27 protein-coding genes are annotated in these 25,090 nt (G+C 62.6%); 14 read left to right on the forward strand and 13 right to left on the reverse strand.

What is annotated here, in order from left to right; all coding sequences use genetic code 11:
* Nucleotides 1-46: 46 nt before the first annotated feature.
* Nucleotides 47-1,960 carry an AMP-binding protein gene (locus SynA1544_RS10335; RefSeq protein WP_186513452.1) on the reverse strand — a complete coding sequence of 638 codons (1,914 nt, stop codon included), beginning with the start codon at nt 1,958-1,960 and terminating at the stop codon, nt 47-49.
* A 28-nt stretch (nt 1,961-1,988) separates the two neighbouring features.
* Entirely contained in the window at nt 1,989-2,687 is a 699-nt protein-coding gene (gene lipB / locus SynA1544_RS10340) for a lipoyl(octanoyl) transferase LipB (protein ID WP_186513454.1), read from the reverse strand.
* An 11-nt stretch (nt 2,688-2,698) separates the two neighbouring features.
* Here lipB and hpf point away from each other — a divergent pair, with 11 nt between their 5' ends.
* Genes hpf through SynA1544_RS10365 form a run of 5 tightly spaced genes read left to right on the forward strand, consistent with a single transcriptional unit; the run spans nt 2,699 to nt 7,365 of the window.
* Nucleotides 2,699-3,286 carry a ribosome hibernation-promoting factor, HPF/YfiA family gene (gene hpf / locus SynA1544_RS10345; protein WP_186513456.1) on the forward strand — a complete coding sequence of 196 codons (588 nt, stop codon included), beginning with the start codon at nt 2,699-2,701 and terminating at the stop codon, nt 3,284-3,286.
* A 14-nt stretch (nt 3,287-3,300) separates the two neighbouring features.
* Complete coding sequence (locus SynA1544_RS10350; protein WP_186515548.1) at nt 3,301-3,981, forward strand: 2-deoxyribose-5-phosphate aldolase; 681 nt, start codon at nt 3,301-3,303, stop codon at nt 3,979-3,981.
* Complete coding sequence (gene recO, locus SynA1544_RS10355) at nt 3,982-4,755, forward strand: DNA repair protein RecO (RefSeq protein WP_186513458.1); 774 nt, start codon at nt 3,982-3,984, stop codon at nt 4,753-4,755. It abuts the gene before it with no gap.
* A 28-nt stretch (nt 4,756-4,783) separates the two neighbouring features.
* Entirely contained in the window at nt 4,784-6,163 is a 1,380-nt protein-coding gene (locus tag SynA1544_RS10360; protein WP_186513460.1) for an MFS transporter, read from the forward strand.
* A gap of 32 nt (nt 6,164-6,195) precedes the next feature.
* Nucleotides 6,196-7,365: a glycosyltransferase family 4 protein gene (locus tag SynA1544_RS10365; protein WP_186513462.1), complete on the forward strand. Its 1,170-nt coding sequence runs from the start codon at nt 6,196-6,198 to the stop codon at nt 7,363-7,365.
* A 9-nt stretch (nt 7,366-7,374) separates the two neighbouring features.
* On the opposite strand, the gene SynA1544_RS10370 is transcribed toward SynA1544_RS10365, so the two are convergent.
* The 4 genes from SynA1544_RS10370 to SynA1544_RS10385 all read right to left on the reverse strand — a co-directional run bounded on the left by SynA1544_RS10370 (nt 7,375) and on the right by SynA1544_RS10385 (nt 9,533).
* Nucleotides 7,375-7,893 carry an isoprenylcysteine carboxylmethyltransferase family protein gene (locus SynA1544_RS10370; protein WP_186513464.1) on the reverse strand — a complete coding sequence of 173 codons (519 nt, stop codon included), beginning with the start codon at nt 7,891-7,893 and terminating at the stop codon, nt 7,375-7,377.
* Nucleotides 7,894-8,460 (reverse strand): L,D-transpeptidase family protein, encoded by a 567-nt coding sequence (locus SynA1544_RS10375; protein WP_255477585.1) that lies wholly within the window; start codon nt 8,458-8,460, stop codon nt 7,894-7,896.
* Between the two features lie 107 nt (nt 8,461-8,567).
* Nucleotides 8,568-8,951 carry a hypothetical protein gene (locus SynA1544_RS10380; protein WP_114989396.1) on the reverse strand — a complete coding sequence of 128 codons (384 nt, stop codon included), beginning with the start codon at nt 8,949-8,951 and terminating at the stop codon, nt 8,568-8,570.
* Between the two features lie 21 nt (nt 8,952-8,972).
* On the reverse strand, nt 8,973-9,533 hold the full coding sequence (locus tag SynA1544_RS10385; RefSeq protein WP_186513465.1) for an acireductone dioxygenase: 561 nt from the start codon (nt 9,531-9,533) through the stop codon (nt 8,973-8,975).
* A gap of 68 nt (nt 9,534-9,601) precedes the next feature.
* Here SynA1544_RS10385 and cobI point away from each other — a divergent pair, with 68 nt between their 5' ends.
* Nucleotides 9,602-10,312 carry a precorrin-2 C(20)-methyltransferase gene (gene cobI, locus SynA1544_RS10390; protein WP_186513466.1) on the forward strand — a complete coding sequence of 237 codons (711 nt, stop codon included), beginning with the start codon at nt 9,602-9,604 and terminating at the stop codon, nt 10,310-10,312.
* Here the strand turns inward: cobI and proC are convergent.
* The 6 genes from proC to der form a co-directional block, all read right to left on the reverse strand.
* Complete coding sequence (gene proC / locus SynA1544_RS10395; RefSeq protein ID WP_370594113.1) at nt 10,309-11,085, reverse strand: pyrroline-5-carboxylate reductase; 777 nt, start codon at nt 11,083-11,085, stop codon at nt 10,309-10,311. The genes cobI and proC overlap by 4 nt on opposite strands.
* Before the next feature lie 44 nt (nt 11,086-11,129).
* Entirely contained in the window at nt 11,130-11,696 is a 567-nt protein-coding gene (locus SynA1544_RS10400) for a cell division protein SepF (RefSeq protein ID WP_186513468.1), read from the reverse strand.
* A gap of 75 nt (nt 11,697-11,771) precedes the next feature.
* On the reverse strand, nt 11,772-12,434 hold the full coding sequence (locus SynA1544_RS10405; protein ID WP_186513469.1) for a YggS family pyridoxal phosphate-dependent enzyme: 663 nt from the start codon (nt 12,432-12,434) through the stop codon (nt 11,772-11,774).
* 4 nt (nt 12,435-12,438) lie between these two features.
* Entirely contained in the window at nt 12,439-12,705 is a 267-nt protein-coding gene (locus SynA1544_RS10410; protein ID WP_025362464.1) for a PipX family protein, read from the reverse strand.
* 14 nt (nt 12,706-12,719) lie between these two features.
* A complete protein-coding gene (locus tag SynA1544_RS10415; protein ID WP_186513470.1) occupies nt 12,720-13,628 on the reverse strand; it encodes an energy-coupling factor transporter transmembrane protein EcfT in 909 nt (302 codons plus the stop codon).
* Between the two features lie 3 nt (nt 13,629-13,631).
* Entirely contained in the window at nt 13,632-14,999 is a 1,368-nt protein-coding gene (gene der, locus SynA1544_RS10420) for a ribosome biogenesis GTPase Der (protein WP_186513471.1), read from the reverse strand.
* 129 nt (nt 15,000-15,128) lie between these two features.
* Here der and SynA1544_RS10425 point away from each other — a divergent pair, with 129 nt between their 5' ends.
* Nucleotides 15,129-15,512 (forward strand): L,D-transpeptidase, encoded by a 384-nt coding sequence (locus SynA1544_RS10425; protein ID WP_186513473.1) that lies wholly within the window; start codon nt 15,129-15,131, stop codon nt 15,510-15,512.
* Nucleotides 15,513-15,526: 14 nt separating this feature from the next.
* Here the strand turns inward: SynA1544_RS10425 and SynA1544_RS10430 are convergent, their stop codons facing one another.
* The gene (locus tag SynA1544_RS10430; RefSeq protein ID WP_186513475.1) at nt 15,527-15,976 is read right to left on the reverse strand and encodes a DUF1823 family protein; all 450 of its coding nucleotides are present in this window, start codon (nt 15,974-15,976) and stop codon (nt 15,527-15,529) included.
* Nucleotides 15,977-16,217: 241 nt separating this feature from the next.
* On the opposite strand from SynA1544_RS10430, the gene SynA1544_RS10435 reads away from it, so the two are divergent.
* Genes SynA1544_RS10435 through rfbB form a run of 7 tightly spaced genes read left to right on the forward strand, consistent with a single transcriptional unit; the run spans nt 16,218 to nt 25,065 of the window.
* A complete protein-coding gene (locus SynA1544_RS10435; RefSeq protein ID WP_186513477.1) occupies nt 16,218-17,441 on the forward strand; it encodes a sulfotransferase family protein in 1,224 nt (407 codons plus the stop codon).
* Between the two features lie 3 nt (nt 17,442-17,444).
* Entirely contained in the window at nt 17,445-18,455 is a 1,011-nt protein-coding gene (gene dusB / locus SynA1544_RS10440) for a tRNA dihydrouridine synthase DusB (RefSeq protein WP_186513478.1), read from the forward strand.
* Nucleotides 18,452-21,463, forward strand: coding sequence for a rhamnan synthesis F family protein (locus SynA1544_RS10445; RefSeq protein ID WP_186513479.1), 3,012 nt, complete (start codon nt 18,452-18,454; stop codon nt 21,461-21,463). The genes dusB and SynA1544_RS10445 overlap by 4 nt, the downstream gene beginning before the upstream one ends.
* Nucleotides 21,464-21,471: 8 nt before the next feature.
* A complete protein-coding gene (rfbA, locus tag SynA1544_RS10450; RefSeq protein WP_186513480.1) occupies nt 21,472-22,410 on the forward strand; it encodes a glucose-1-phosphate thymidylyltransferase RfbA in 939 nt (312 codons plus the stop codon).
* Nucleotides 22,400-22,990, forward strand: coding sequence for a dTDP-4-dehydrorhamnose 3,5-epimerase (rfbC, locus tag SynA1544_RS10455; protein ID WP_186513481.1), 591 nt, complete (start codon nt 22,400-22,402; stop codon nt 22,988-22,990). Before rfbA ends, rfbC begins: the two co-directional genes overlap by 11 nt.
* Nucleotides 22,987-23,871: a dTDP-4-dehydrorhamnose reductase gene (gene rfbD / locus SynA1544_RS10460; RefSeq protein ID WP_186513482.1), complete on the forward strand. Its 885-nt coding sequence runs from the start codon at nt 22,987-22,989 to the stop codon at nt 23,869-23,871. The genes rfbC and rfbD overlap by 4 nt, the downstream gene beginning before the upstream one ends.
* A 57-nt stretch (nt 23,872-23,928) precedes the next feature.
* Nucleotides 23,929-25,065 (forward strand): dTDP-glucose 4,6-dehydratase, encoded by a 1,137-nt coding sequence (gene rfbB, locus SynA1544_RS10465; RefSeq protein WP_186513483.1) that lies wholly within the window; start codon nt 23,929-23,931, stop codon nt 25,063-25,065.
* Nucleotides 25,066-25,090: the final 25 nt, after the last annotated feature.

Raw genomic sequence — 25,090 nt, forward strand, 5'->3', positions numbered from 1 at the left:
TCAATCACCGGACAACCGACCACCCCCCAGGCCTTGTCAGACGCGGTCAACGTCCGTAAAGGCCATCGATCAACTGCTGATCGCGGCTGGTGATGCGATCACGGCGCTGCTTCAGGGTCTGGGTCAACAGACCGTTCTCAATGCTGAAGGGATCCACAAGCACCACCCCCGCCAGCCGTTCATCACCCCGGGAGCCCGACCGCTGCTTGAGCAAACGGTTGCATTCGCGCATCAACAAGCGGAGCAGGGCCGGATCACCGGGTTGACCGCCCAGGTCCTGGGCCACGTTCACGCCGGCTTCAGCCGCCCAGGCCACGATCGCCTCAGCACGGGGAACGATCAGGCCACCAAGCTGGCGTTCGTCCTGACCCACCAGCATCACCTGCTCGATCAGGGGGCTGGCCACCAGGGCCTCTTCCAGGGGGCCGGGCTCGATGTTCTCTCCACTGCTCAACACAATCGTGTCCTTGGCCCGGCCGGTGAGGGCCACCGAACCATCCGGCAGCAGCATGCCGAGATCGCCGGTGTCGAACCATCCCGCGGCATCAAGAACCTTGGCGCTGGCATCGGGTTTGCCGAGGTAGCCCGCCATCACCTGGGGGCCCCGCACCATCACCCGCCCCCGTTGCCGGAACCCCAGGGGCTGGCCGTTGTCGGGATCGACGATCCGGAATTCGGTCTGGGGCATCGGCAGCCCGGAGCTGCCGCGGATGTTGCGCCAGGGTCTGCGGCAGCTCACCACAGGGCTGGTTTCGGTAAGGCCATAGCCCACCAGAAGCTCAATCCCCACGGCTTCAAAAAAGGCATCGATGTGGGGCGCGATGGCACCGCCACCGCTGATCGGATAGGCGAGCTGACCGCCACTGAGCTGACGACGCAGCTTCGGCCAGATCAAGGTCGACGCCAGGGCATGCAGGGGCCAGCGCAGGGCCGCGGAGCCGCAGGCACGCAGCCGACCGGAGGCTGATACCGGTTCCAGCAGAAGGTTGCGCGCCGTTCGCACCGCTTTGCGCTGGGCAGCGCTGTTGGCCAATGCCGCCCGCAGCAGGCGCTGCCGGGAGGGGGGGAAGGTCTTGAGCACGTCCTCAAAGCCAGCCTGAACCGCCTCCCAGAGCCGCGGCACGGTGGCCATCGCGATCGGCCGGACCCGCGGCAGATCCTTCTTCAGTTGCTTGATCGTTGTGTAGGTCTGCGTGCAGCCGCAGGAGAGGAAGAAGTAGCTGGCACTGCGCTCGTAGGCATGCCAGATGGGCAACACACTCAGCACCGGAGCACCGGGCTCGGGATAGGCCACACAGGCCAGTGAGCTCATCTGATGCAGCAGGTTGGCGTGGGTCAACGGGACCCCTTTGGGTTGGCCGGTCGTACCCGAGGTGTACAAAACAGTGGCCACGGCGTCTCGCCCCCCCGCCGGGCCAACGGGATCAAGGCCTGCCCCTGACGCCAGAAACGCCTCCCAGCCCATGGCGCCCTCGGCAGGCTCCCCTTCCAGCTGAAGCACAAAACGCAACTGAGCCCTTTGATCTGGGGGAAGGGACAGACGACGCAATACATCAGCGTTCTGCACCACCAGAGCCGTTGCCTGGCAATCCGAAAGGATGTAGCGCAGCTCCTCCACTGGGGCCGAGGCACCGCGCACGGCATCAGCGGCACCGGCACGCATCAGGCCCTGATCCGCCACCAGCCAGCGGGGGCTGTTCTCAGCAAACAGAGCCACCACATCGCCATCGTTCACGCCATGGCGCCGAAAGGCAGCGGCAGCAGTGGCGATGCGTTCCGCCAGTTCGCCGAAATTGAAGCGTTCGGGATGCGCAGCATGGGGCGCATCGACGGCGGCAATCAGCCCGTGGCGGTCGGCGAGCCAGGGCCACACCGCATCGACTCTCGGCAACTTCTGAACATGAGCATGACGCTGCAAAGCGTTCGTTTCACGGGTTGTCGGGCTCCAGCTGGCCGTCATCCGAGGCAGGGGTTCAAACAGCTCAGGTCTATCTCGCTTCCTCCTCCCAGACCAGACCGAAACGATGGGCCAGGGCTTGCCGCAGCAACGGCTGCACCTCAGCCGACGTCAGCCCTGGCAACCAGTCCGCAAGCCTCCCGACCGCACGGCCGGTGAGCCCACAGGGGGTGACTCGCTCAAACCCCTGCATCGAGCAATCAATGTTGAGGGCCAGGCCGTGCTGGGTGATCCAGCGGCGACAGCCCACACCGATGGCGGCGACCTTGCGGTTGTCCAACCAGAGGCCTGTCAACCCCGGCAGACGCTGACCCTCCAGGCCCAACTCCGCCAGAACATCCAGAACGACTTGTTCCAACTGGCGCAGATACCAGTGCAAATCGGGCGTGCGGCGCTGAAGGTCCAACACCGGGTAGGCCACCAATTGGCCGGGCAGGTGATGGGTCACCTCCCCGCCCCGATCGATCCGATACAGGGGTGCCGGTGGGTCAGCGGGATCGAAATGCAGGTGCTCCTCGCTGGCACCACGGCCGAGGGTGTAACAGGTCTGGTGCTGCAGGATCCAGACCGCCTCCGGAGCCGATGGATCAGCAAGAAGAGTGCTCTGCCAGCGCTGTTGCGCCGACCAGGCGGCATCGAATCGAACCGGATCACCGGGCTCGAAAAGAAATGCACGCTGGGGGTGGGCCGAATCGTGCGCCGGTTCTAGTTTGCCGATAACAACCGGCACAGGAGTGAGGCATGAAGTTGCTGATCCATGGTCGCAACCTCGAGATCACGCCGGCGTTGCGGGATTACACCCAAACCAAGTTGGAGCGGGCCACATCGCACTTCGGTGATGCTGTGCGCGAGGCCGACGTCCATCTCTCGGTGGCCCGCAATCCCCGGGTGCCGCAGCAGACCGCCGAGGTGACGGTCTTTGCCAACGGCACGGTGATCCGCGCCCAGGAACGCAGTGAAAACCTGTACGCCAGCATCGATCTGGCCGCCGGAAAACTGGCCCGCCAACTGCGCCGCTGGAAGGAACGCCACAGCGATCACCACCACAGCCACGGCCACAGCGCCAGCCACACCCCCAGCACGGATGTGGTCAACGATGCATCCCCCGTTGAAGCCTCCCTTCTGCAAGGGCGTGAGGCGGAACTGCCGGATCCGGGAGTGCGGCGCAAATATTTCGCCATGCCTCCCATGAGCCTGGAGGAAGCACGCCGCCAACTGGATCTGATCGACCACGACTTTTACCTGTTCCGGGAGAAGGAGAGCGATCAGCTGCAGGTGATCTACCGACGCAACCACGGTGGGTATGGGGTAATTCAGGCTCGTGAGTGACCTCCCGGCCCGCCATGGCTGATCCAGCCCAAGAGCTCCCCGACCTACCTCCCCGGCTTGATCAGGCGATCCTCGACCCCCTGCTGACCCGGGACCAGCTTCAAGCCCTCTGTGATTCCGGAATGCAGGAGGGCGTGCGGGCCATCTGCACCACACCGCGTCAGCTGCCGCTGCTGCGGGAACGCATCGGGACGACCGACGCAGGTCCTCGCCTGGTGGCGGCCATCGGCTTTCCCTTCGGAACCATTCCCGCTGAGCTCAAGCTGGCGGAAGCGGAGTGGTGTGCCGCCCATGGCGCCCAGGAGCTCGATGTCGTGCCCGATTTCAGCGCCTTGGCCAATGGTGATTCAGGCGCGTTTGCCGAGGAACTTGCCGCCCTCTGCGAGCTGGGGCTTCCCGTGCGGGCCGTCCTGGACATGGCCCGTCTGGAGAGCGAACAGCTGGAACTGGCCGTGGAGGCCGCCATTGATGCTGGCGCTGTGGGACTGCAGACCAGCAACGGCTTTGGCCCGGCCTGCCATGCCGATCAGATCCTTGCGTTGAAACAGCTGATCCGCAAACGCTGCGCCATCAAGGCAGCCGGAGGGATCCATAGCCTCAGCCAGGCAGGAGACCTGCTGTTGGCGGGGGCCGATCTGCTGGGCACCAGCAGCGCGCCGGCTCTTCTGCAGGCCCAGCGCCGCCCCGCGGCCTGAATGGCAGAACGACGCCTCACCGGACTTGCCCTCAAGGTGGGCCCCCTCGGCGAACACGACCGCCTGCTGAGCCTGCTCAGTGATGCGGAGGGCGTCAGTCGCTTCGCCGTTCCCGGAGCACGCCGTCCCAAGAGCAGTCTGGCCGCCGCGGCCCCCCTCACCCTGCTGGAACTGCAGGTGGGAGGACGCAGCGGCCTGGCCCGGGTGCGACAACTGCGGGTGCTGCGCAGTTTTTCAGGTCTCGGACAACAGCTGGAAACCCTGGCTGCGGCGCAGGCGCTGTGTGATCTGTGCCTTCAACTGGCGGCCCAGGACCCTGTGGACGGGCTGCTGGACACGATGCAGCTGCACCTGGAACGCCTGGAGGAGCACCGAGCCGACCCGGAGCTGGTGCTAGCCGGCACGGTCCAGGCCTGCATCCATCTGCTCACCCTGGGCGGTTATGGACTGCCGTTGCAGACCTGCTGCATCACAGGCGATCCCCTGGAGCCACCGCTGGGGCAGTGGGACTGGCGCTGCAGCCTGCTGCCGCAGGACGGCTTTGCGATCGATGAGCAGCCTGGGGCGACGATTCAACTGAATCCCTCCGAACTGGCCCTGCTCCAGCGACTGACGCGGGCCGAACTGCCCCATCGCCGGGACGGTGCGCTGATGGGCCCCCCAGCCGTGTGGCGCCGGCTGCTGCGGGTGGTTGAGATCTGGAGCCGGACGCATCTGAACCGACCCAGCAAAGCCCTGGCCATGCTGCGAGAGACGCTCCTGGCAGGCGCGTGAGCCATCATGGCCGCGATGCAATTGCCCCTTGAGCGGACCGAGCCTCACCACCCCTGAACCCGCTCTGCCCACCGGCAGCAACCCGGAGGGAAAGCGTGGCTTGGAAGCCGTGCTGCGTCTTGAGGACTTCCGCAAACTCTGGCTGGGCCAGATCTTTTCCCAGCTGGCGGACAAGTTCTACATCGTGCTGATGGTCTTCCTGATCGATCAGCACCTGCTGCTGAAGGGGCAGGGAAGCGGCGTGCTGGCGGAGATGGCCTCGGATTACGGCCTCGACATCAGCACACGCACCCAGGTGATCACCCTGCTGGCCACAGGCATCTTTGTGGCCAACACCATCCCGGCCATGCTGCTGGGAACGGTGGCTGGCGTCTGGGCGGACCGCTGGCCCAAGCGTCGGGTGATGGTGGCCAGCAACGCCATCCGAGCCCTGTTGGTGGTGTTCGCACCGCTCTGTCTGCTGCCAGGGCCCATCTGGCTTGGTCTGCCCTGGGGCTACTGGGGGCTGGTGGGCATGACTTTCCTGGAGTCAATTCTGACCCAGTTTTTCGCCCCCTCGGAACAGGCCACGATTCCTGTGGTGGTGCCGGGAGATCACCTGTTGGCGGCCAACTCCCTCTATCAAGCCACCAGCATGGGGGCGACGATCCTGGGCTTCGCGCTGGGTGAACCGATTCTTCGCGCCCTGCACAGTAGCCTGGCGATCATCGGCATCGATGGCGGCGAGTTTCTACTGCTCCCGCTCTGTTATGGCCTTGCGGCCCTCAGCCTGTCGCGCCTGAAGCTGCAGGAAGCCCCCAAGCCCCCCTCCAATACATCGGTGTGGACGGAGATCGGCGAAGGATTACAGGTGCTGCGCCGGGTGCCTTCAGTGCGTGGCGCCATGATTCATCTGGTGCTGCTCTACAGCCTGTTGGCAGCGCTTTACGTGTTGGCGCTCCAGCTGGCTGCCCTGATCGAGAACCTGGGGCCCTCAGGCTTTGGTGCCCTGCTGGCCATGAGTGGACTGGGCATGGCGATCGGAGCTGTGGTGATCGCCCAGCTGGGCCATCGGTTCAGCCGCCGCCGGCTCACAGCAGCAGGCCTGGGAACCATCACCTGGACCCTGGTGCTGCTCAGTCAGCTGCGGGGATCCCTGGCCTTCACCCTCAGCCTCTGCGGAATCCTGGGCATCGGCGCAGCTCTGGTGGCGATCCCAGCGCAAACCACGATTCAGGAAGAAACCCCCGAAACCGAGCGCGGCAGGGTGTTCGGACTGCAGAACAACCTGATCAACATCGCCCTGAGCCTGCCGCTGGTGCTGGCGGGCACCCTGGTGAGCAGCATTGGTCTTCAACCGGTGCTGTGGCTGCTGGCGGGGTTGGCCCTGGTGGCAGCGTTGATCGAACGACCGTGGCAACGCTGCTAACTTGCCGTTTCGCCTGAGGAGGCCCAACCCGCTTGGCGCAGATTGCGTGGCTCGGCAAGAAGTCTCCCTTCTGCGGGAATGTGTCCTACGGGATCAGCACCACGGAGTCCCTGCGCAAACGCGGGCACCAGGTGCACTTCATCCATTTCGATAACCCGCGCAGCCCGGAGCGCGACAACACATCGCTGCTGGCCAACGACCCGGACGTCAGCCTGCCTTATCTGGTCAAATCGCAGGTTTACACGATCCCTTCCCCTGGAGCGCAGCGGGAGCTGAGGGAATCCCTGGAGCGGCTGCAGCCCGATCTCGTGCACGCCAGCCTCACCCTCTCCCCCCTGGATTTCCGCCTGCCGGAGCTCTGTCAGCAGCTGGGCGTGCCCCTGGTGGCCACCTTTCACCCCCCGTTTGATGCAGGCCTGCGCAACCTGACGGCGGGCACCCAACAGCTCACGTACCAGCTGTATGCACCGGCCCTGGCCCGCTACGACCGGGTGATCGTGTTTTCACAGCTTCAGGCGGACTTTCTCGAGCGCCTGGGCGTTCCCGCCGATCGACTGACGGTGATTCCCAATGGTGTGGACACTGACCGCTGGTGCCCCACCAGCCCTGGCACCCTTTCGCTGGTGCATCAGCAGGTGCGGCAACGGCTGGGGCGGGAACGGATTTTTCTCTACATGGGACGCCTGGCAACGGAGAAGAACGTTGAAGCCCTGCTGCGGGCCTGGCGGCTGGTTTCACCGGAGGGCTGCCGGTTGGTGATCGTCGGCGACGGGCCATTGCGCAACAGCCTGATGAACCAGTTCAACGACGATCGGATCCTCTGGTGGGGCCACGAGCCAGACCTGGACACCCGGGTTGCACTGCTCCAGTGCGCTGAGGTCTTCATCCTGCCGAGCCTTGTGGAGGGCCTGTCGCTGGCCCTGCTGGAGGCGATGGCCAGCGGAACAGCCTGCGTGGCCACCGATGCCGGTGCCGATGGCGAGGTGCTGGAGCAAGGGGCGGGAATCGTGCTGAGCACCCAGGGCGTCACCACCCAGTTGCGCACGCTGCTGCCAGTGCTCAGGGATCAGCCGGTGCTCACGGCGGAACTGGGCCGCAAAGCCCGCCTCCGCGCCTTGGAGCGCTACACGATTTCCAGCAACATCGACGCCCTCGAACAGCTCTACGCCGACCTGATGCAAACCAGCACGGTCGCCGCCTGAGCCAAGCCATCAGCGCCAGTCCAAGCCAGGAACCCAGCCCACAATCGCTGGGGTGACTGCGGCGTATTGGCTGTAATCCGGATGCAGCGCCCGCAACCCCTGCTCCTCGAAGCGGGCTTTGCCCCGCAACACAGCCGCCAGGCTGACCAACAGCAACAGATGCAGCGGGCTGCCTGTGGCCAGCACCACTCCTGCGGAACACAGCAAGACCGCCCGGTACAAGGGATGCCGGCAGATGGCGTAGGAGCCTGTGGCGATCAACTGATTCGCCGGCTTGGGCGCCGGCAACGGCGAAAGGCTGGCCCCGAGACAGCGAAGCGCCTCAAGGGCCCGAAACAGGCCCAAAGCCAACAGCAGCAGACCCAGCCCGAACAGGGGTTTAGGCCAAATCGCCACACCGAAGCTGGCGGGAGCTGGCCAGACCGGCAAAAGATGGGCCGTGATCAGCAGCAGCTGGGCCAGCAGCCACCACTCACCCCGGCGGTTGTCCAACCAGCCGCCCCAACTGAAGCCCCAATCGGAGAACATTCACTCGCTGACCAACAATGTTCGGACGTTACGGCGCTGCACCAGACCCGCCAGGGTCTGCATGTCGTCCCAGCGAATCAAGCCCACACAGCCGAGCGTGCCGCTGTTGGCATTGCGGTTGGCACTGGGGTCGAGATGAATGCCCAGATAACCCCGTCCTGTGGGGAACTGCGGTTCAATCCCAATCCAGATCGGCCCGAGCTCCCGCGGATCCGCGGGACCCAGGGGCTCCACCGGCCCAAGGACGTAGCGACCGGCGGGGAGCGGCGCGCGGGTTCCGGAGCGATGGCGATCGGCGTTCTGACGGTGGGCCCGACCGCTGACGGCATCGAAGTGCTGCATGGGCTGACCAGGGGTTTCCAGACGCAGACTCCAGATGGGATCGCCCGTGCGCGGGAGCGATCGCGTGGTGCGGTTCAGCACCAAGACCGACTCGTTGGCGGAGGTGGAGATGGATGGCGACGTGGTGGGGAGCCTGGAGGCAGAGGCCAGATCCATCTCAGCGGCTGAACAGGGCACGACCAACAGCGCCAGCAGCTTCAACGCGAGACACGACCGAACGACCACAGCAGCCAGGCAAACAGGGCGGAACCCTATGGGCGGTTTTTATTCGCTGAGGAAATAAAAGCCAGCACTCTCACTGTCCCCTTCTGAGACCCAGCTCGAGAAAAGGTTCAGAGCTCGTTTTCGGCTAGCCGCAGCGCTTCAGCCTCCTTGGTTGGATCCAGGGCGCAGCTGTCATCCAGCAGGCGCTGCAGGCGTGGGCTGACGGCGACCACCAGGGGATTGGTCAGCACGCGCCGGCTGATGCCCAACTCCTCGAGCGAAATCGCCAGGGCTTGGCTGGCCTGGCGGCGCGGCAGACGCCCCTTCTCCACCTGACAGTCGCTGCTGGCCTTGGCCATGGCGGCATAGCCGCGAATGCGGCGGGCCAGCACCACCACGGCAACCCGGCGCTGAACCTCGGGTGCCAAAGGAGCATCCTCAGCAGCAACAGGGATGGGTGTTGCCATGGGCAGACCCAGCAACAGCGCAGCAAGGAAGCGGTGGAGACGCATCAAGGTGTCTGGAACGCCCCCTCAGTCAAGCCTGGGAAATCGCTGGGCGATGCTGCTGCCGGTGTACTGCGCCACCCATCCCTCGGGGTTGTTGAACCAACGCACAGCACAGAACTGAGGCTGAGAGCCCATGTCAAACCAATGACGGGTCCCAGCAGGGACCCGCATCAGGTCGCCCCGTTCGCACAGCACGCTGAGCACCTCGGAACCGATGTGCAGCACAAACAAGCCGCACCCTTCCACAAAAAAGCGCACTTCGTCTTCGGCATGGGTGTGCTCCTCAAGGAACTTGCGGCGCAGGGGCTCGCGATCGGGGTGATCCGGCGTCATCCGAATCGCGTCGACCGTGGCGTAACCGCCATCGCGTTGAACCCGAGCGATGGCATCGGCATAGGCCTGGAGGATGGTGGCCTGGTCGGCCCCCTCCGGCAGACCCTGCTCCGCCGGCCATTGCTCAAAGCCGATGCCCCGGCGGCTGAGCTCCGACTGAATGACGGCCGGATCGTTGCTCTCCAGCGAAGGCATGAGCCCATTCACAGCATGGGCTGAGCTTTCGTCTGGAAAGATGCTGAGACGACTCATCGTCTGGACCCCGGGCGCATCGACTGCTGACCATCATCGATCCCGCCACGACTGGGGGTCTCACACTGGTGGGGGTCGGCCCCGGCGATCCTTCCCTGCTCACCCTGGCCGCCGTTGAAGCCATCCGCCAAGCGGAGGTGGTGGCCTACCCGGTCGGACGACCAGGGGCCGACAGCATGGCCGCCAAAATCGCCGCGGCCTGGATCCGCAGCGACCATCAGCGTCTGCCCTTGTTGTTCCCGATGGTGGAAGCCGCCGAACCGCGACGCACCGCCTGGGGAGCGGCGGCACAGGAGCTGCAGCAAGCCATCCGTTCCGGCCAGCAGGTGGCACTGCTGTGTGAGGGAGATGCGTCGCTGTTTGCGAGTTGCAGCTACGTGCTGCTGGCCTTGCGTCAGGCGTGGCCCGACTGTCCCATCAGCGTGATTCCCGGCATCACCTCCTGCTCGGCAGCCGCGGCTGCGAGCCTCTGGCCCCTCGCTCTGCAGCAGGACCAACTGCTGTTGCGCCCTTGCCCCGACACACCCGAGGAGCTGGAGCGGGTGCTGGACACCGCCGCGGCAACGGGGCAAGTTGTGGCCCTGCTGAAGCTGGGTCGGCGCTGGAGTTGGGTGCAACCCCTGCTGAAGCAGCGAGGCCTGCTGCAACAAGCACTGTTTGCCGAGCGGGTCGGCTGGCCCGACCAGCAGATCTGTTGCGCGGATGCCGTTGCGGCCGAACCTCGCCCCTACTTCTCGCTGCTGCTGATCCGGCAGGGTTGGCCGGAGGTGCTGCCCTAGGCCAGCTCCCGGCTGCGTTCCGCAGCAGCGACGACTGCTTCGATCAAGGCGGAGCGCAGGCCGATGCGTTCGAGCGCGCGAACGCCGGCGATGGTGGTGCCCCCCGGGGAGGTAACCATGTCCTTGAGCTGGGCAGGGTGCAGATCGCGACGGTCCAGCAGCTCAGCCGTTCCAGCCAGGGTGCGGTGGCTCAGCCGCAGGGCCAGGTCCCTGGGAAGACCGGCAGCAACAGCCCCATCAGCCATGGCTTCCGCCACCAGGGCCACAAAGGCAGGGCCCGACGAGGTGAGGGCAAGGAACGCATCGAGCTTGGCTTCCGCCAACTCCAGAACTTCGCCCACATCGGCGAACAGCTGCCGCACCTGATCCCGTTGCCCTTGGTCGATCCCCTCCCCCCAGGCCAGAGCTGTCAAACCAGCTCCCACCAGCGCAGGCGTGTTGGGCACCGCCCGCACACAGCGATGACCGGGAAACAAATGCTGCAACCGAGCCAGAGACACCCCCGCCAACACAGAGATCAGCAGCGGTTGACCCACAACAGGTCGTGCAGCTGCTGCAACGGCATCGAGTTGCTGCGGCTTCACCGCAAGCAGCTGGATCGGAGCCGTCCAGACCTGCTGAGCGGAAGGATCATCAGCCGCAACCAAACCGATGCCAGCCGGAAGGCCCCCACGTCGTTGCTCAAGCGAGCCAGATCCTCCGACCACTGCCAACAGCTGTTCAGCCGGAATCCGTCCACGCTCCAGGAGAGGAACCACAAGGGCCTGAGCCATGCGACCCAGGCCGATCACACCGATAGCGGGCTGCACTGCGGGCTTCAGAGAGCGGCTGCCCCCCAGGCGGGCGAGGGTGCGCTGGCGGATTCGTCGACATCCGCCACATCGGCCTCACGGCTCACCACCGTTGGAGCCGAGGCTTCGTCGTGACCGGTGTTGGTCACGGTGACGCAGCTGGGGGCGAACAGGAAGATGCTCTCCCCGACGCGCTCTTGGTGTCCATCGATCGCGAAGGTGCCACCAGCAACGAAATCCACAGCACGCTGGGCCTGGTCGGGCTCCATCATCGTGAGATTGAGGATCACCGTCTTGCGCTCCCGCAGCGCCTGAATGGCCCGAGGCATTTCATCGAAGCTGCGGGGTTCCATCACATTCACCTCAGCAGCAGCATTGCTGATGCCGGGCATGTCGATCACGTTGGATCCAGGCAGATCACCACCCAGGTCAAACGGGTTGGAGTCTCCAATGGTGGCCAGTGCACCACCGTCAGCCTGCAGGGCGCGCTGGTCCTGGTCATCTTGCTCGTCGTCGTAGGCGAAATCATCCAATTCGCCATCGAGATAGTCATCGCCAGCGACGACGGCACGGAGACGGGAGATCAGCGACACCTTGGGATTCCTCTCGGTCTGAATGTGGTTCGAAAACCATGTCCCTGGATACCGTTTTCGCTGCGGCGGGGCAAGTCAATTCGCAGCGTCTGTTGACACCAATCTCGGACCGAACAGGGCCGAACCAATCATGAGCCAGGTGCTGCCCGTTTCAGCAGCCTCTTTCCAGTCCGTGCTCATCCCCATCGAGCACTCCGCCAAGGCCAGCCGATCCGCCAGGGCACGGCAGTCGGAAAACAACGCCTTGCGCTGATCTGCAGCCATCTCGAGAGGCGCCATGGTCATCAGACCCGAGATCCGCAACCCCGGCAGAGCCTGCAGATCAGACCAAATGGCACCGAGTTCATCGGCCGACAAGCCCCCTTTGCTGGGATCGGGCCGCAGTTTCACCTGCAGCAGCACTTCAGGCTGACGGCCCTCCTCAACGGCGATGCGCGACACCCGTTCGGCCAGTGCCAGGGAATCCACCGAGTGAATGACGTCGAAGGCCTTCACCACCGGCCGCACCTTGTTGCTTTGCAGGCGACCAATGAAATGCCAGCGCAAGTTCAGATCGATCAGCTCCTCCTGCTTCGGCAGAGCCTCCTGAACACGGCTTTCCCCGAAGTCACACTGACCAAGCTCCGCCACGCAACGCACGGACGCGGCTGGATGCCCTTTGCTGACGGCCAGAAGCCTGGATGAAGTGGGGCGGGCTGCCTGGAGCACCTGCCAACGCGCCGCGAAGGAATCGGTCAAGGGTTCAGATGAACGTTTGATCGAACAGCTGACTCCAGGACTCGAGGTCGTCCGATCCATCACGACGGCAACGGCCCAAATGCACCTCAGCGTGGTGACGCGCATCCCCGTAGGGAATCACTTCGAACTGGGCGCCACGGGGCTGCAGGGTGACCAGGAAGAACATGCGCTGGGCATACAACGTGGCGTAGACGTCACGGCCCTCACCCGCCGGAGCCACCCGATAGAGCATCCCGAAGGTGGGGTGATTCAGATATCGCTCGGACGCCATGCCGTGATCGGAGCTCATAGAGCACCGTACTGACCACGGAGCCCAATCACCAACACAAGAACGACCGTCGCCAGGCCATTCAGCAGGGGAGCAGCCCGATCAGGCGGCATGCGGAAGTACGACGGACCAAGAATTCGCCCCCCACGGGCGACCAGGGCATCGGCCCCCTGCTCAGCCCTGAGAAGGATGTTGGCCAGCAGCCGCTCACCGACGGCCAGCACCAGGCCGAAACCGGCCTTGAAGCCCAGCTGGCGCAGGTTGACGGCACGGCTGGCGAGAGAGCGCAGCAGATTTTGGAGCTCCTCCTGCACCAGAGGCAGAAAGCGAAGTGCCAGCAGCAATTGAAACCCCAGCCGCTCCACAGGACATCCCAGCCACTTCAAGGGAGCCAGGCACCAGCTGAGGGCCCAGACCAGATCCTCAGGCGGGGTCGTGATCAGCATCAGGTTGACGCTGTGAATCACGGTGAAGATCAAGGTGGACGTTCGCAGCCCCAGCAGCGCCGAAGCCCGATCCACCACCAGCGGCCCCAGCTGGAGACCGCCCAACTGCAGGGGGCCGAGGCGCAAAAGATCCCAGGAGGGGCCTTCCGTCTCGAGCCCCGGAAGCTCAGCCGGATTGCGCAGCGGGAAGGCCGCAGGGGGATCCACAGCCGGCAAGAACATCGACAGGAGGCCCACCACAACGGCCAAGGCCGTCAGCAGCAGAACAGACCTCCACCACAGCGAGCGAGCCAGTCCACTGCCGAAGGTGATCAGCACCAGAGCCACCACCAGGCCAACGCGCCAGAGGGGCCCCGCCAGAACAGGCGTGAGCAGAAAGACAAGAGACCAGGCCAGCTTCAGCCGAGGGTCCAAGCGCCGGAGCCAACCCGTGGACCCATCGACGTATTGACCCATGGGGACCTGGCGCAACCAGTCCATGGCTCAGCCTTTACGACTCTGCTGACGGGCCAGGTCGCGTTCGGCATCACGCTGTTGCTTGCCGCGCCAGAACAGACGCAGCGGGCTGCCATCGAAACCGAGGCCCTCACGGATCTGACGCTCCACATAGCGCCGGTAGGTCTCTCCGAACAACTTGGGGTCGTTGACGAACAGGGTGAAGCTGGGCGGCCGGCTGGCCACCTGGGTGCCGTAATACAGCTTTCCTTGGCGTCCACCGCGGGTGGTGGGGGGACTGCGCCAGCTCAGTGCCTCCTTGAGCACCTCGTTCACAACGGAGGTACTGACGCGGCGACGGTGCTGCTCAACCGCCAGGGCGGCCAAGGCAAAGATGCTCTCCACACGCTGGCCGGTGAGCGCCGAGGTGAACAGCATCGGAGCCCAATCGAGGAAATAGAGCTTGGAGCGCAGCTCCTTTTCCATCGCCGTCATGGTGTGGCTGTCTTTTTCCACCGCGTCCCACTTGTTGACGACCACCACGCAGGCACGGCCGTCCTCTTCAATGCGACCCGCCAGGCGCTGATCCTGCTCGGTCACCCCATCGAGGGCATCGATCACCAGAACACACACATCACTGCGTTCAATGGCCTTGAAACTCCTGTTGATGCCGAAGAATTCCGGGCCGTAGTTGACACTGCGCCGCCGGCGGATGCCCGCCGTGTCCACCAGAAGCCAGGGACGATTCTCACGAATGATGCTGGTGTCAATCGTGTCGCGGGTGGTGCCGCGGATCGGGCTGACAATCGCCCGCTGCTCTCCGCAGATGGCATTCAGCAGACTGGATTTCCCGACATTCGGCCGTCCGATGATGGCCATCTGAATCGGCTCCTCCTCGTCACCCTCCTGATCCTTCGGGGGGAAAAAGGTGAGCACCTGATCCAGCAGTTCTCCGGTGCCGGCGCCGTGGATGGCCGAGATCGGATGGGGTTCACCCAGGCCAAGGCCCCAGAATTCTCCGGCCATCGCCAGGCCCTGTTCCGGCGACTCGCACTTGTTCACCGCCAACAGCGTGGGACAGCGGTGACTGCGTAGAAATTCCGCGATGGACTCGTCAGCGGCCGTAAGCCCCTGCTGACCGTCCACGATCACCAGAGCCACACTGGCTTCCTCAAGCGCCAGAGCCGCCTGCTCCCGGATCTCCGGCAGGAACTCGCTGTCATCGTCGAACACCAGTCCACCGGTGTCGACGACCTTGAACTCGCGATCGCCCCAGTAGCCATCCTGGTAGGTGCGATCACGCGTCACGCCAGGCTGATCGTGAACGATGGCTTCCCGGCTGCGGCACAGCCGATTCACCAAGGTCGACTTACCGACATTGGGGCGTCCGATGATTGCGACGACAGGACGCGCCAAGGGTCTGCTCAGGCCAATCTTTCACCCTACAGAGACGCCATAAAGCCCATGGAGAAACGAAATTCTTTCGGAGCGCGACTAATGAGTCTCAATCGAGACAGCTAGGGCGAGTTCAGTTGTTCCCTCGCCATGCTCGAGCTCGTCGCCAGCCTTGTGGTCGACCTCTCCGACCAACGCCTGACCGTCTACAACAGCGATCAGGAGGTGGTTCGCGTGATTCCGGTCAGCACCGGCAAAGCCTCAACGCCAACACCGATCTTCGACAGCAAGGTTTATACGAAATACCGCTCCACCACGATGTATGGACGCACCTACACCGTTCCCGGGGTACCGTTCACGATGTGTGTGAGCGCGAACGAGGCCATCTGCCTCCACGCCGCCCCCTGGCAGGAGAACGCCGGGAAACCCTTCGGCGTGCCCCGCAGCCATGGCTGTGTGCGCATGCCGCTGAACCACGCCCGTTGGCTGTTCCACAACACCCCGAAAGGCACACCCATCACGATTCAGGCCTGAGTTAGACCGCCGGATCACTTCACCGGCAGATCGCCGGGGTGCCCCTGCACCGGATCGGCAGGAGGGGGAAGCTCAGGACCCAGGGGCCCCTGCTCAGGCAGGGGCTCGCCCCGCTGGGCCAGCCAGGCCAACAGCCAGTTCACGGCTGTGGCCCGTCGGGTTCGGCGGGGATACAACTCACCGATGCGATATCCCGCGAAGTTGAGCTGTTGCTTCAGCAGCTGCTTGTGTTGCTTGGGAACAGAGCGGGTTAAACGAACAGACGCCGGACGCTCGGCGATCAACTCGGGAGCCTGGGGGAAGGCATCGGCCCATTCGGAGGGTGTGTCGAGGCCAGCGCACCACTGCGGTTTAGCAGGCTGATAGCCCAGACGTTCCCAGATCCTTTCGCAGACAAAGCGATCGCTGCAGCGGTCCTCCAAAATCTGATTCAACAGATTTCGACTGACAGGCCAAAGCTCCATCGCCAGAGACATGCAGAATGTCAAGCGAGGATACGAAATCCCAAACCCATAAATTTTCTAAACAGACTGAACTAACAACGAAATGATTAAGAGCCCTATGAGCAAGCCATTCCAAATTTCCATCAAGACACGACTCAAGAGAAACAAGGCCCGATCAAACCGCCTTTGCCAATGAAGGATCCCTACCCGCATAGAATTTGATCACCAGTGATAACAAAAACAGAACAAATCCATCGACACTATGAACCTCAAAAGAGAACAAAATGCTCTAGAGATTGATCAAAAAACTTCTTTTCAAATTGTATTCATCACAGGGATGCACAGAAGCGGATCGAGCGCGCTGTCTCGAGCAATGACAACCCTTGGTATTCATCACAGCGACAATTTAATGAGAGCGAGCGAAGACAACGTAAAGGGCTATTGGGAAGATGAGGATTTTGTCTCTTTTAACGACGACCTCTTAAGGCAGACAGGACAACTTTGGGAGGAACCAAAGCTTACAAATCCCGAAGAATTAATAATTTTAGCAGAGAATCAAGAGGCCAGGGCATGTTCATTTTTAAAAAGCAAAGCCAAAAATAAAGAAATGATCTGCCTCAAGGACCCAAGGCTATGCAATCTCATACCTTTCTGGCAAAAAATTTGCAAAGACAACGGAATAAAATGCTATTTTATTGCCTCACATCGAGACCCATTACCAACAGCCTACTCAATACACAATCGCGACTCGATTAGCACCGAAAAAGCGCTTTCCATATGGTGCACTTACTATATTAACCTACTCGACAATCTGATCCCTAGCGAACTATTAATAATTAACTACGACAACCTAATCAACAACACACACAACGAAATTAAAATACTCTCCGCTTTCCTAAATAGACAGATCAACGAAGACAAATTCAAGACCTATTCTGAACATTTTCTTGATAAAAACTTACGCCACTACCAACAATCGCCCCCAGAACCAAGCCCAATTGAGACCGTCAGCCGAAAAGTCAATATGTTGCTGAAAAGTTTTAACCAAAATACCTTCATCCACGAAATTGACCTCAAAAGCGCAGTAGCGATTGCCCGCCGATCCTTAATCGAAGCCAATCAAGACTTATCAGACAAAAGCACTGCATATAAATTCAAAAACCTTTTCGCCATTCATTACAAAAAATCAGAAGAGCACCAAAATGAAATACGCAAGCTAAAACAAGACATTCAAACCTTGCATTCTTGGATCGATCAAAACAAAGAAAAAATACTGGCCACCAAAAACGAGCTCGAACGAGTCAAGCACCTCCGACAATCATCGAGAAAGCGCTACCAAGATGCCATGAACCAATTCGATAATCTGACCAGAACAATCTGGTGGAAGCTTTCTACTCCAATAAGGTTCATTTTTTCATCACGACGAGACAGAGACAATCTTCGCGCACTCAAATCCCGCAGCGAGCATAAATCCATCAGTGACTGAATCATGGCAAGTCCATTTTTTGAGAATCCTTTATCACTGGAGGGCAATGGGAAGTCGCGCCAATTGCATTCGCGAGTGCTCCAATCGCCACTGGCCGGTGTAAGTGACAGGATCTTCAGATCGCTTGTTCGACGCTGGGCACCCGATGCCCTGCTGTTCACCGAAATGGTGAATGCCACCAGCCTCGAAATGGGGCATGGGCTCTGCAAGGTGGAGTCGCTCGACGAGGAATCCGGCCCCATCGGCGTGCAACTGTTCGACCATCGCCCCCAAGCCATGGCTGATGCGGCACAACGGGCTGAAGCCAATGGTGCCTTCCTGATCGACATCAACATGGGCTGCCCTGTGCGCAAGATCGCCCGCAAGGGGGGTGGTTCCGGCTTGATCCGTGATCCCGAGCTGGCCATCAAGATCGTGGAAGCGGTGGCAGACGCTGTGGCCGTGCCCGTGACTGTGAAGACGCGCCTGGGTTGGTGTGGCAGTGATGCCGATCCCGTGCACTGGTGCCAACAGCTGGAACAAGCGGGTGCACAACTGCTCACACTGCATGGACGCACCCGCGAACAGGGCTTCAAGGGCGCTGCGGACTGGAGCGCGATTACCAACGTCCGTGAAGCCCTCACGATCCCGCTGATCGCGAACGGTGACATCAACAGCCCCGACGATGCCCTGCGCTGCCTGAATCAAACCGGCGCAGCGGGAGTGATGGTGGGCCGAGGCACGATGGGGGCCCCATGGCTAGTGGGACAGATCGACGCGGCCCTGGCCGGTCGTGCGATCCCCGCCACACCCAACCCGTCAGCACGGCTTGCTCTGGCCCGCGATCAACTGGACGGTCTCGTGCAGGATCGCGGCGACCATGGGCTGCTGATCGCCCGCAAACACATGGGCTGGACCTGCACGGGCTTCCCCGGTGCCTCGCAACTGCGCCATGACCTGATGCGAGCCCCCATGCCCGCCCAGGCCAGGGAGCTGCTGACGCGGCAGATCGACGCCCTTGCCGCGTCAGCTTGACTGGACGCCCCGACGATCTGGGCGTGGAGCCTGCAAGCGGCCAAGACAACAGCAGGCTTGATGCCCAGGCCTGGCGGCGCTGGAGGGCCGGTCTCGCAAGCGCCGAAGAGATCGAGCATTGGCAGCAACAGCTCCACCAGCAGCTTCCCTGGCTCCCGCAAGACCTGCTGGATCCGTCGTTACTGCCCATCGCCCTGTTGCACAACCCAAGCCAGTGGTCCCCTGAAGACAGCGGGCTGGATCCCATCGATCTTCTGGCCTGCCACCGGGACCTCACAAACCCCAAACAACTTCTGAGCAGCGGCCGCCTGGGCGAAATCGCCCTGGGACAGCGCAGCCTGTTCACGGATTTACCGCCGGTGCACCTCCAGGCCTACCGGGATGGGTTGAGACCAGCAGCACGTGACGACTCCCTCAGCGCCCTGGAGCACCTGGGCGGCATCGGCCGCCAACGCTTCCGGCTGGGACAGCCCCTGGGCATGGATCTCGACCGCTACCAGCCCCCCCTACCGGACCCAGCACCAAGTGGGCCCACCCCCTCAGGGGCCTCGATCCTGGTGGTTCTCCACCCAACCCAAAGAGAAGCAGAGGTCGAGTCGGCGCGCAGCTCACAAGCAGAAGGGTGGGGCCAGATCCGGCATGCCTCCCTCGAGGATCCCTCTGGATGGATCGGAGCTCCATTCACAGACGACGAAACCCTCGTCAGCTTCTGCCATGCCAGTGATCAACTGGATCCCCAGGCAGCCCTGCGCATGGCCCACTGCGCAGCGCAACACCCTGAAGCGGTGTTACTCACCAGCGATGAAACCCTGCGCTGGAGTGACGGCGCAGGCATTCCTGCGGGGAACCGCCAGAACAGAACAGCCATCTCACCATTTCGACTGCTCTGCCGTGGATGCATCGGGGGCCTGGTGACCCTCCGCTGGTCAACGCTGCAACAACTGACGCTGCCGGCGTCCACCGGTTCGTTGCATGCCCTGCTGCTGGATCTGGCGCTGCAGGTTTGCCGCCGCGGCGACACCGTGGCCCACTGCTCGGAGGTGTTGCTGCAGCGATCCATCCGGGCGAACCCGACCGTGCCGGACGTTGCCTCCCCGGCCGACCGCCACTGTTGGACCCCTGAGCTCAGCGCTGAGATCCTGGCGATCAGCCAGCGACACAGCCCAGGCTTTCTGGAGCCGGGCGGGGAGCTCACACCCACTCAATCGCTGAGCGCCTGCCATCAGCTGAAGCTCCGCGCGGATCCCAGGGTTCTGGTGTCGGTTCTGATCCCGTTTCGCGACCGGGTGGATCTCACCCAAAGCTGCGTCGCCTCCCTGCGCCGCTGCGCCGGAGCTGTGGCCTACGAACTGATCCTGATCGACAACGGCAGTGAGGAGGCCGCCACCAAGACCTGGCTGGAGGAACAGGCCCAGCTCGATGAAGTGTGCGTGGTGCGGGTGGACGAACCGTTCAACTATTCCCGGCTCAACAACATCGGTCGCCGCCATGCCCATGGCAGCCATTTGTTGCTGCTGAACAACGACATCGAATTCCGATCCGGCGAGGTGCTTCAGGCACTTCTGGACCCCTTCGCCTACCGCAGCACCACCACCGTGGGCGCCCGGCTGCATTACCCAGACGGGAGCATCCAGCATCAAGGAGTCGCCCTGGTGAAGGGAGAGCGCCGCTGTGTGGTGGAGCCGGGCAAACACCTGCTCAGCCCCCCCGTGCTGGCCACCCTCACCCCCCTGCTGGTGCAGGAGGAGTTCACCGCAGCAACCGGAGCCTGCCTGATGCTTCGCAGCAGCGATTTCGATCGCATCCAAGGCTTCGATGAAGATCTCGCCGTGGTGTTCAACGACGTGGATCTCTGCCTGCGCCTGAGGCAGAGCGGTGGTTCGGTGGTGGTGACCCCCTTTGTGGAAATTGTTCACCACGAATCAATCAGTCGCGGCAAAGACCGCGAAGGCGCTGCACTGGCCCGGCATCAACGGGAGTCGGGTCACCTGCGGGCCAAGCACGCCGAGCTGTTCGCCACCGGTGATCCCCTCACCAGTCCATGCATTCACCCCCACAGCAATCGCTACCAACCCCGGGAGCCCGCGCCGCGCTCGAAAGGCCCGGTAGCCGATGCCGTGCTGATGCACTGGAAACATCCAAACTTCCAGCCCAGCCGTCAACGACCGATCGTTGTGCTGGCGCATTTTTCAGTCGACAACCGGTTCAGGGACGACATCTTCCCCCTGATTGATGAATATCGGCGCTTCGCTGATGTGATCGTTGTGTCATCAGCCAGCGGCCTGCGCTGGCATCCACGAACCCTGCATCGGCTGCGCCAACGCTGTGCCGCGATCGTGATCCGGCGCAACCAGGGGTACGACTTCGGCAGCTGGAAAGCAGCCCTGAAGCTGCATCGGCAAGACATTGAACAGTCGGCGTTCGTGGTGCTCACAAACGACAGCTTCTGGGGACCGATCACGCCCCTCGACGATCTGTTCCAACGCCTGCACGCCAGCACAGCAGATGTGATTGGGCTGACGGACGATCTGATGTATGAACCGCATCTGTCCTCCGCCTTCACGGCTTACAAACCCAAGGCATTGCAATGCCCCAGCTTTGATCGCTTCTGGGGGTCCCTGCAGGTCTGGCCCCGCAAGCGGGACCTGGTCAAACAATGCGAAGTGGGCCTGCCGGTGCAGCTACGAGCAGCGGGACTGAAGCTCGAGAGCCTCTACACCCACAACGCCAACGGCAATGTTCTGCACTACGACTGGAAGGAGTTGATTGAGCAACGTGGCTTCCCCTTCCTCAAGGTGAGCCTGCTGCGCGACAACCCCACCAAGCAACCCGTCGACAGCTGGCCCGAGGTGATCGGCCGACGCAACCCTCAGCTGGCGGCCAGCATCGAACGCCAACTGCGGCCGAAACCAGGGTTACAGCGACTGCTTGAACGGCTGCGCCGTCGACTGAATGGAAGTGATCGCAAGGGATCTCGTGCTGTAATGCATTCGACTTCACGTCGGTGACCCAGTCGATGAGCACCGCATCCAAGCGACGGGGAATCATCCTGGCTGGGGGGAGCGGCACGCGGCTGCATCCGATCACCCAAGCCGTCAGCAAACAGCTGCTGCCGGTTTACGACAAGCCGATGATTTATTACCCGTTCAGCACGCTGATGCTGGCGGGGATCCGCGAGGTGCTGATCATCACCACCCCCCACGACAGGGAAGCCTTTCAGCGCTTGCTCGGCGACGGCCGCCGTTGGGGCATGACGATCGAGTACGCCGTGCAACCGAGCCCGGACGGTTTGGCCCAGGCGTTTCTGATTGGTGCCGACTTCCTGGCAGGCCACCCCGCCGCCCTGGTGCTGGGAGACAACCTCTTCCACGGGCACGATCTGGTGCCCCAGCTGGTGAACAGCAACGCTCAAGCCCAAGGGGCGACGGTGTTTGCCTACCCCGTCAGTGATCCCGAGCGTTATGGCGTGGCCGAATTCGATGCCGATGGCCGCGTGCTGAGCCTGGAGGAAAAACCTCAGAAGCCCAAGAGCCGCTATGCCGTCACTGGGTTGTATTTCTACGACGACAGCGTCGTGGAACGGGCCCGCCAGGTGAAGCCTTCAGCACGTGGCGAGCTGGAGATCACCGATCTCAATCAGATGTATCTGAATGAAGGCTTGCTGCGGGTGGAATTGATGGGTCGTGGCATGGCCTGGCTCGACACCGGCACCTGCGATTCCCTCAACGATGCTGGCAGCTACATCCGCACGCTGGAACATCGTCAGGGACTAAAGGTGGGCTGTCCGGAGGAGGTGGCCTGGCGCCAGGGCTGGATCACGGCCGAACAACTCGACCAACTGGCGCAACCTTTAAAGAAAAGTGGCTACGGCTCTTATCTCCTGCAAATGCTCGAAGAGAGCGTGAGCGATCACGCGGCTCTGCAATCCAGCCTGGAGGTGAGCCATGCAGCTTGAACAACTCAAAACACCGTCGGGCGCAGTGATGCAGGGCCCCCTGCTGATCACGCCCCAAGCCTTCGGCGATGACCGTGGCTGGTTCTACGAAAGCTGGAACCAGCGCAAGTTCGATGACGGCGTCGGAGAATCAGTGCTGTTCTCGCAAGACAACCACTCGCGCTCGGTCCAAGGCGTGCTGCGGGGACTGCACTACCAGCTCGCACCGGAACCCCAGGCCAAGCTGGTGCGTGCCACAGTTGGAGCGATCTACGACGTCGCCGTCGACATCCGGCACGGATCCCGCACTTATGGAGCCTGGGTCGGCGCTGAACTGAGTGCGGAGAACAAATCCCAGCTGTGGATCCCCGAGGGCTTCGCCCACGGCTTTCTCACCCTCAGCAGTGTTGCGGAGGTGCAATACAAGGCGAGGGGCTTCTGGAACAAATCCTGCGAACGGGCCATCGTCTGGAATGACCCGGATCTGGCCATTGACTGGCCGATCGCTCAGCTGGAGGGTGCCGAAGTGAGCCTCTCGGGCAAGGATGCCGAAGCGCCGGGGTTCAAGGCTGCTGAAACCGCCGGAGACGTTTTCCCATGAAGGTTCTGCTCACTGGTGCTGGGGGCCAGCTGGGTCAGGCCCTGATCGCTTCCGCCCCTGAGGGGCTCGAGTTGGTGGCGACTAGCCGTCAGGAGCTTGACCTGGCTGACCCTGAAGCCTGCCGCGGCGCCGTGGAACAGCACCAACCCAACTGGGTGCTCAACGCCGGTGCTTACACAGCGGTGGACAAGGCCGAGTCGGAGCCAGAGCTCGCGCATGCCGTGAATGCCGGGGCACCGGAGGCCTTCGCCCGCGCTCTTGAGCAACAAGGGGGACGCCTGCTCCAGATCAGCACCGACTTCGTCTTCAACGGAACCCAGGGCACGCCCTATCAACCTGATCAGACCCGCGACCCTCTCGGTGTTTACGGCGCCAGCAAAGCTGCTGGAGAGGCGGCGGTCCAAGCAATTTTTGGTACGGGAGGACGAGGCCTGATCCTGCGCACCAGCTGGGTGATCGGGCCGGTGGGCAAGAACTTCGCCCTCACCATGCTCCGCTTCCACCGCGACCGGGATCAACTGGGTGTTGTGGCCGATCAGGTGGGCTGTCCCACCAGCACCCTGAACCTTGCCCAAGCCTGCTGGAAAACCCTTCAGATCGCTGGTGACCGCGACTTGCCAGCGGTCATGCACTGGAGTGATGCCGGCGCCGCCAGCTGGTACGACGTGGCGGTGGCCGTGGGCCAGATCGGTGCTGACTTGGGGCTCATCAACACGCCCGCAGCCGTTCAAGCGATTACCACAGCGGACCACCCGACCCCTGCTGAACGGCCGGCCTATTCACTCCTGGACTGCACCGCCACCCGAGCAGCCTTGGACCTCAATGGCGAGCACTGGCAGCAAGCCCTCAAAGCTGTGTTGAAGCAAGCCAAAACGCCATGAAGAACCACTGAGTTCAACACGCCAACCCCAACAACGCCCCACCCCACGCTCAAACCAATGGTTTCGTCCATGCCCTTCGCCTCCGACCTGCTGAGAGATCGCCGCAGAGTTCTGGTGACCGGAGGTGCCGGCTTCATTGGCGGGGCCGTGGTGCGCAGACTGCTGCGGGAGAGCACGGTCACCGTGTTCAATCTCGACAAAATGGGCTATGCCAGCGACCTCTCCTCGATTGAGGAGGTGCTGAGCGAGCTCGGGGGCACCGCAGGCGATCGGCACAAGCTTCAGCAGGTGGATCTGGCCGATGCCGCTGCCGTTGAGGCGGCCGTGCAGGAGGCCGACCCCGATCTGGTGATGCACCTCGCGGCAGAGAGCCACGTGGATCGATCCATCTCCGGCCCTGGCGTGTTCATCGAGAGCAACGTCAACGGCACTTACAACTTGCTTCAGGCGGTGCGGGGCCACTACGAAGGCTTGAGTGGTGAACGCCGAGAGGCCTTCCGGATGCACCACATCAGCACCGACGAAGTCTTCGGCTCCCTGGGCACCGAGGGGCGCTTCTCAGAAACGACGCCCTACGACCCCCGCAGCCCCTACTCCGCCAGCAAGGCAGCGAGCGATCACCTGGTTCAAGCCTGGCACCACACCTTTGGGCTACCTGTGGTGCTCACCAACTGCTCCAACAACTACGGCCCATGGCAGTTCCCTGAAAAACTCATCCCCGTGGTCACCCTGAAGGCCGCTGGAGGTGAGTCGATTCCTCTCTACGGCGACGGGCTGAATGTGCGGGATTGGTTGTACGTGGAGGACCACGTCGATGCCCTGCTTCTGGCCGCCTGCAAGGGTGAATCCGGCCGCAGCTACTGCGTTGGTGGCCACGGTGAGCGCGCCAACAAAGAGGTTGTTCACGCCATTTGCGAGCAGTTGGACCAGAGCCGCCCTGGATCAGCTCCCCACGCCAACTTGATCACACCTGTGACCGACCGGCCTGGCCACGACCGCCGCTACGCGATTGACCCGGGCCGCATTAGTTCCGAGCTGGGCTGGCGCCCTCGCCACAATGTGGAGCAGGGCTTGGCGGAGACTGTGAACTGGTACCTATCCCATCAGGAGTGGTGCAGCAAAGTACGCGAGCGGGCGGGATATGACGGCAGCAGATTGGGCATAAAAACAACGAGAAACGACGCCAACGAGTGATAGGTTTCGACCCACTTTTCAAAGA

Origin of the sequence: Synechococcus sp. A15-44, from assembly GCF_014280115.1 — a bacterium.
GTDB lineage: Bacteria > Cyanobacteriota > Cyanobacteriia > PCC-6307 > Cyanobiaceae > Parasynechococcus.

Bases quoted from the DNA above. Each gene is read 5' to 3' on its own strand.
- SynA1544_RS10335 (WP_186513452.1), bottom strand. From the start codon at position 1,960: ATGACGGCCAGCTGGAGCCCGACAACCCGTGAAACGAACGCTTTGCAG.
- hpf (WP_186513456.1), top strand. From the start codon at position 2,699: ATGAAGTTGCTGATCCATGGTCGCAACCTCGAGATCACGCCGGCGTTG.
- SynA1544_RS10350 (WP_186515548.1), top strand. From the start codon at position 3,301: ATGGCTGATCCAGCCCAAGAGCTCCCCGACCTACCTCCCCGGCTTGAT.
- recO (WP_186513458.1), top strand. From the start codon at position 3,982: ATGGCAGAACGACGCCTCACCGGACTTGCCCTCAAGGTGGGCCCCCTC.
- SynA1544_RS10370 (WP_186513464.1), bottom strand. From the start codon at position 7,893: ATGTTCTCCGATTGGGGCTTCAGTTGGGGCGGCTGGTTGGACAACCGC.
- SynA1544_RS10380 (WP_114989396.1), bottom strand. From the start codon at position 8,951: ATGCGTCTCCACCGCTTCCTTGCTGCGCTGTTGCTGGGTCTGCCCATG.
- SynA1544_RS10385 (WP_186513465.1), bottom strand. From the start codon at position 9,533: ATGAGTCGTCTCAGCATCTTTCCAGACGAAAGCTCAGCCCATGCTGTG.
- proC (WP_370594113.1), bottom strand. From the start codon at position 11,085: ATGGCTCAGGCCCTTGTGGTTCCTCTCCTGGAGCGTGGACGGATTCCG.
- SynA1544_RS10410 (WP_025362464.1), bottom strand. From the start codon at position 12,705: ATGGCGTCCGAGCGATATCTGAATCACCCCACCTTCGGGATGCTCTAT.
- SynA1544_RS10415 (WP_186513470.1), bottom strand. From the start codon at position 13,628: ATGGACTGGTTGCGCCAGGTCCCCATGGGTCAATACGTCGATGGGTCC.
- SynA1544_RS10425 (WP_186513473.1), top strand. From the start codon at position 15,129: ATGCTCGAGCTCGTCGCCAGCCTTGTGGTCGACCTCTCCGACCAACGC.
- SynA1544_RS10430 (WP_186513475.1), bottom strand. From the start codon at position 15,976: ATGGAGCTTTGGCCTGTCAGTCGAAATCTGTTGAATCAGATTTTGGAG.
- SynA1544_RS10435 (WP_186513477.1), top strand. From the start codon at position 16,218: ATGAACCTCAAAAGAGAACAAAATGCTCTAGAGATTGATCAAAAAACT.
- dusB (WP_186513478.1), top strand. From the start codon at position 17,445: ATGGCAAGTCCATTTTTTGAGAATCCTTTATCACTGGAGGGCAATGGG.
- rfbA (WP_186513480.1), top strand. From the start codon at position 21,472: ATGAGCACCGCATCCAAGCGACGGGGAATCATCCTGGCTGGGGGGAGC.
- rfbC (WP_186513481.1), top strand. From the start codon at position 22,400: ATGCAGCTTGAACAACTCAAAACACCGTCGGGCGCAGTGATGCAGGGC.
- rfbD (WP_186513482.1), top strand. From the start codon at position 22,987: ATGAAGGTTCTGCTCACTGGTGCTGGGGGCCAGCTGGGTCAGGCCCTG.
- rfbB (WP_186513483.1), top strand. From the start codon at position 23,929: ATGGTTTCGTCCATGCCCTTCGCCTCCGACCTGCTGAGAGATCGCCGC.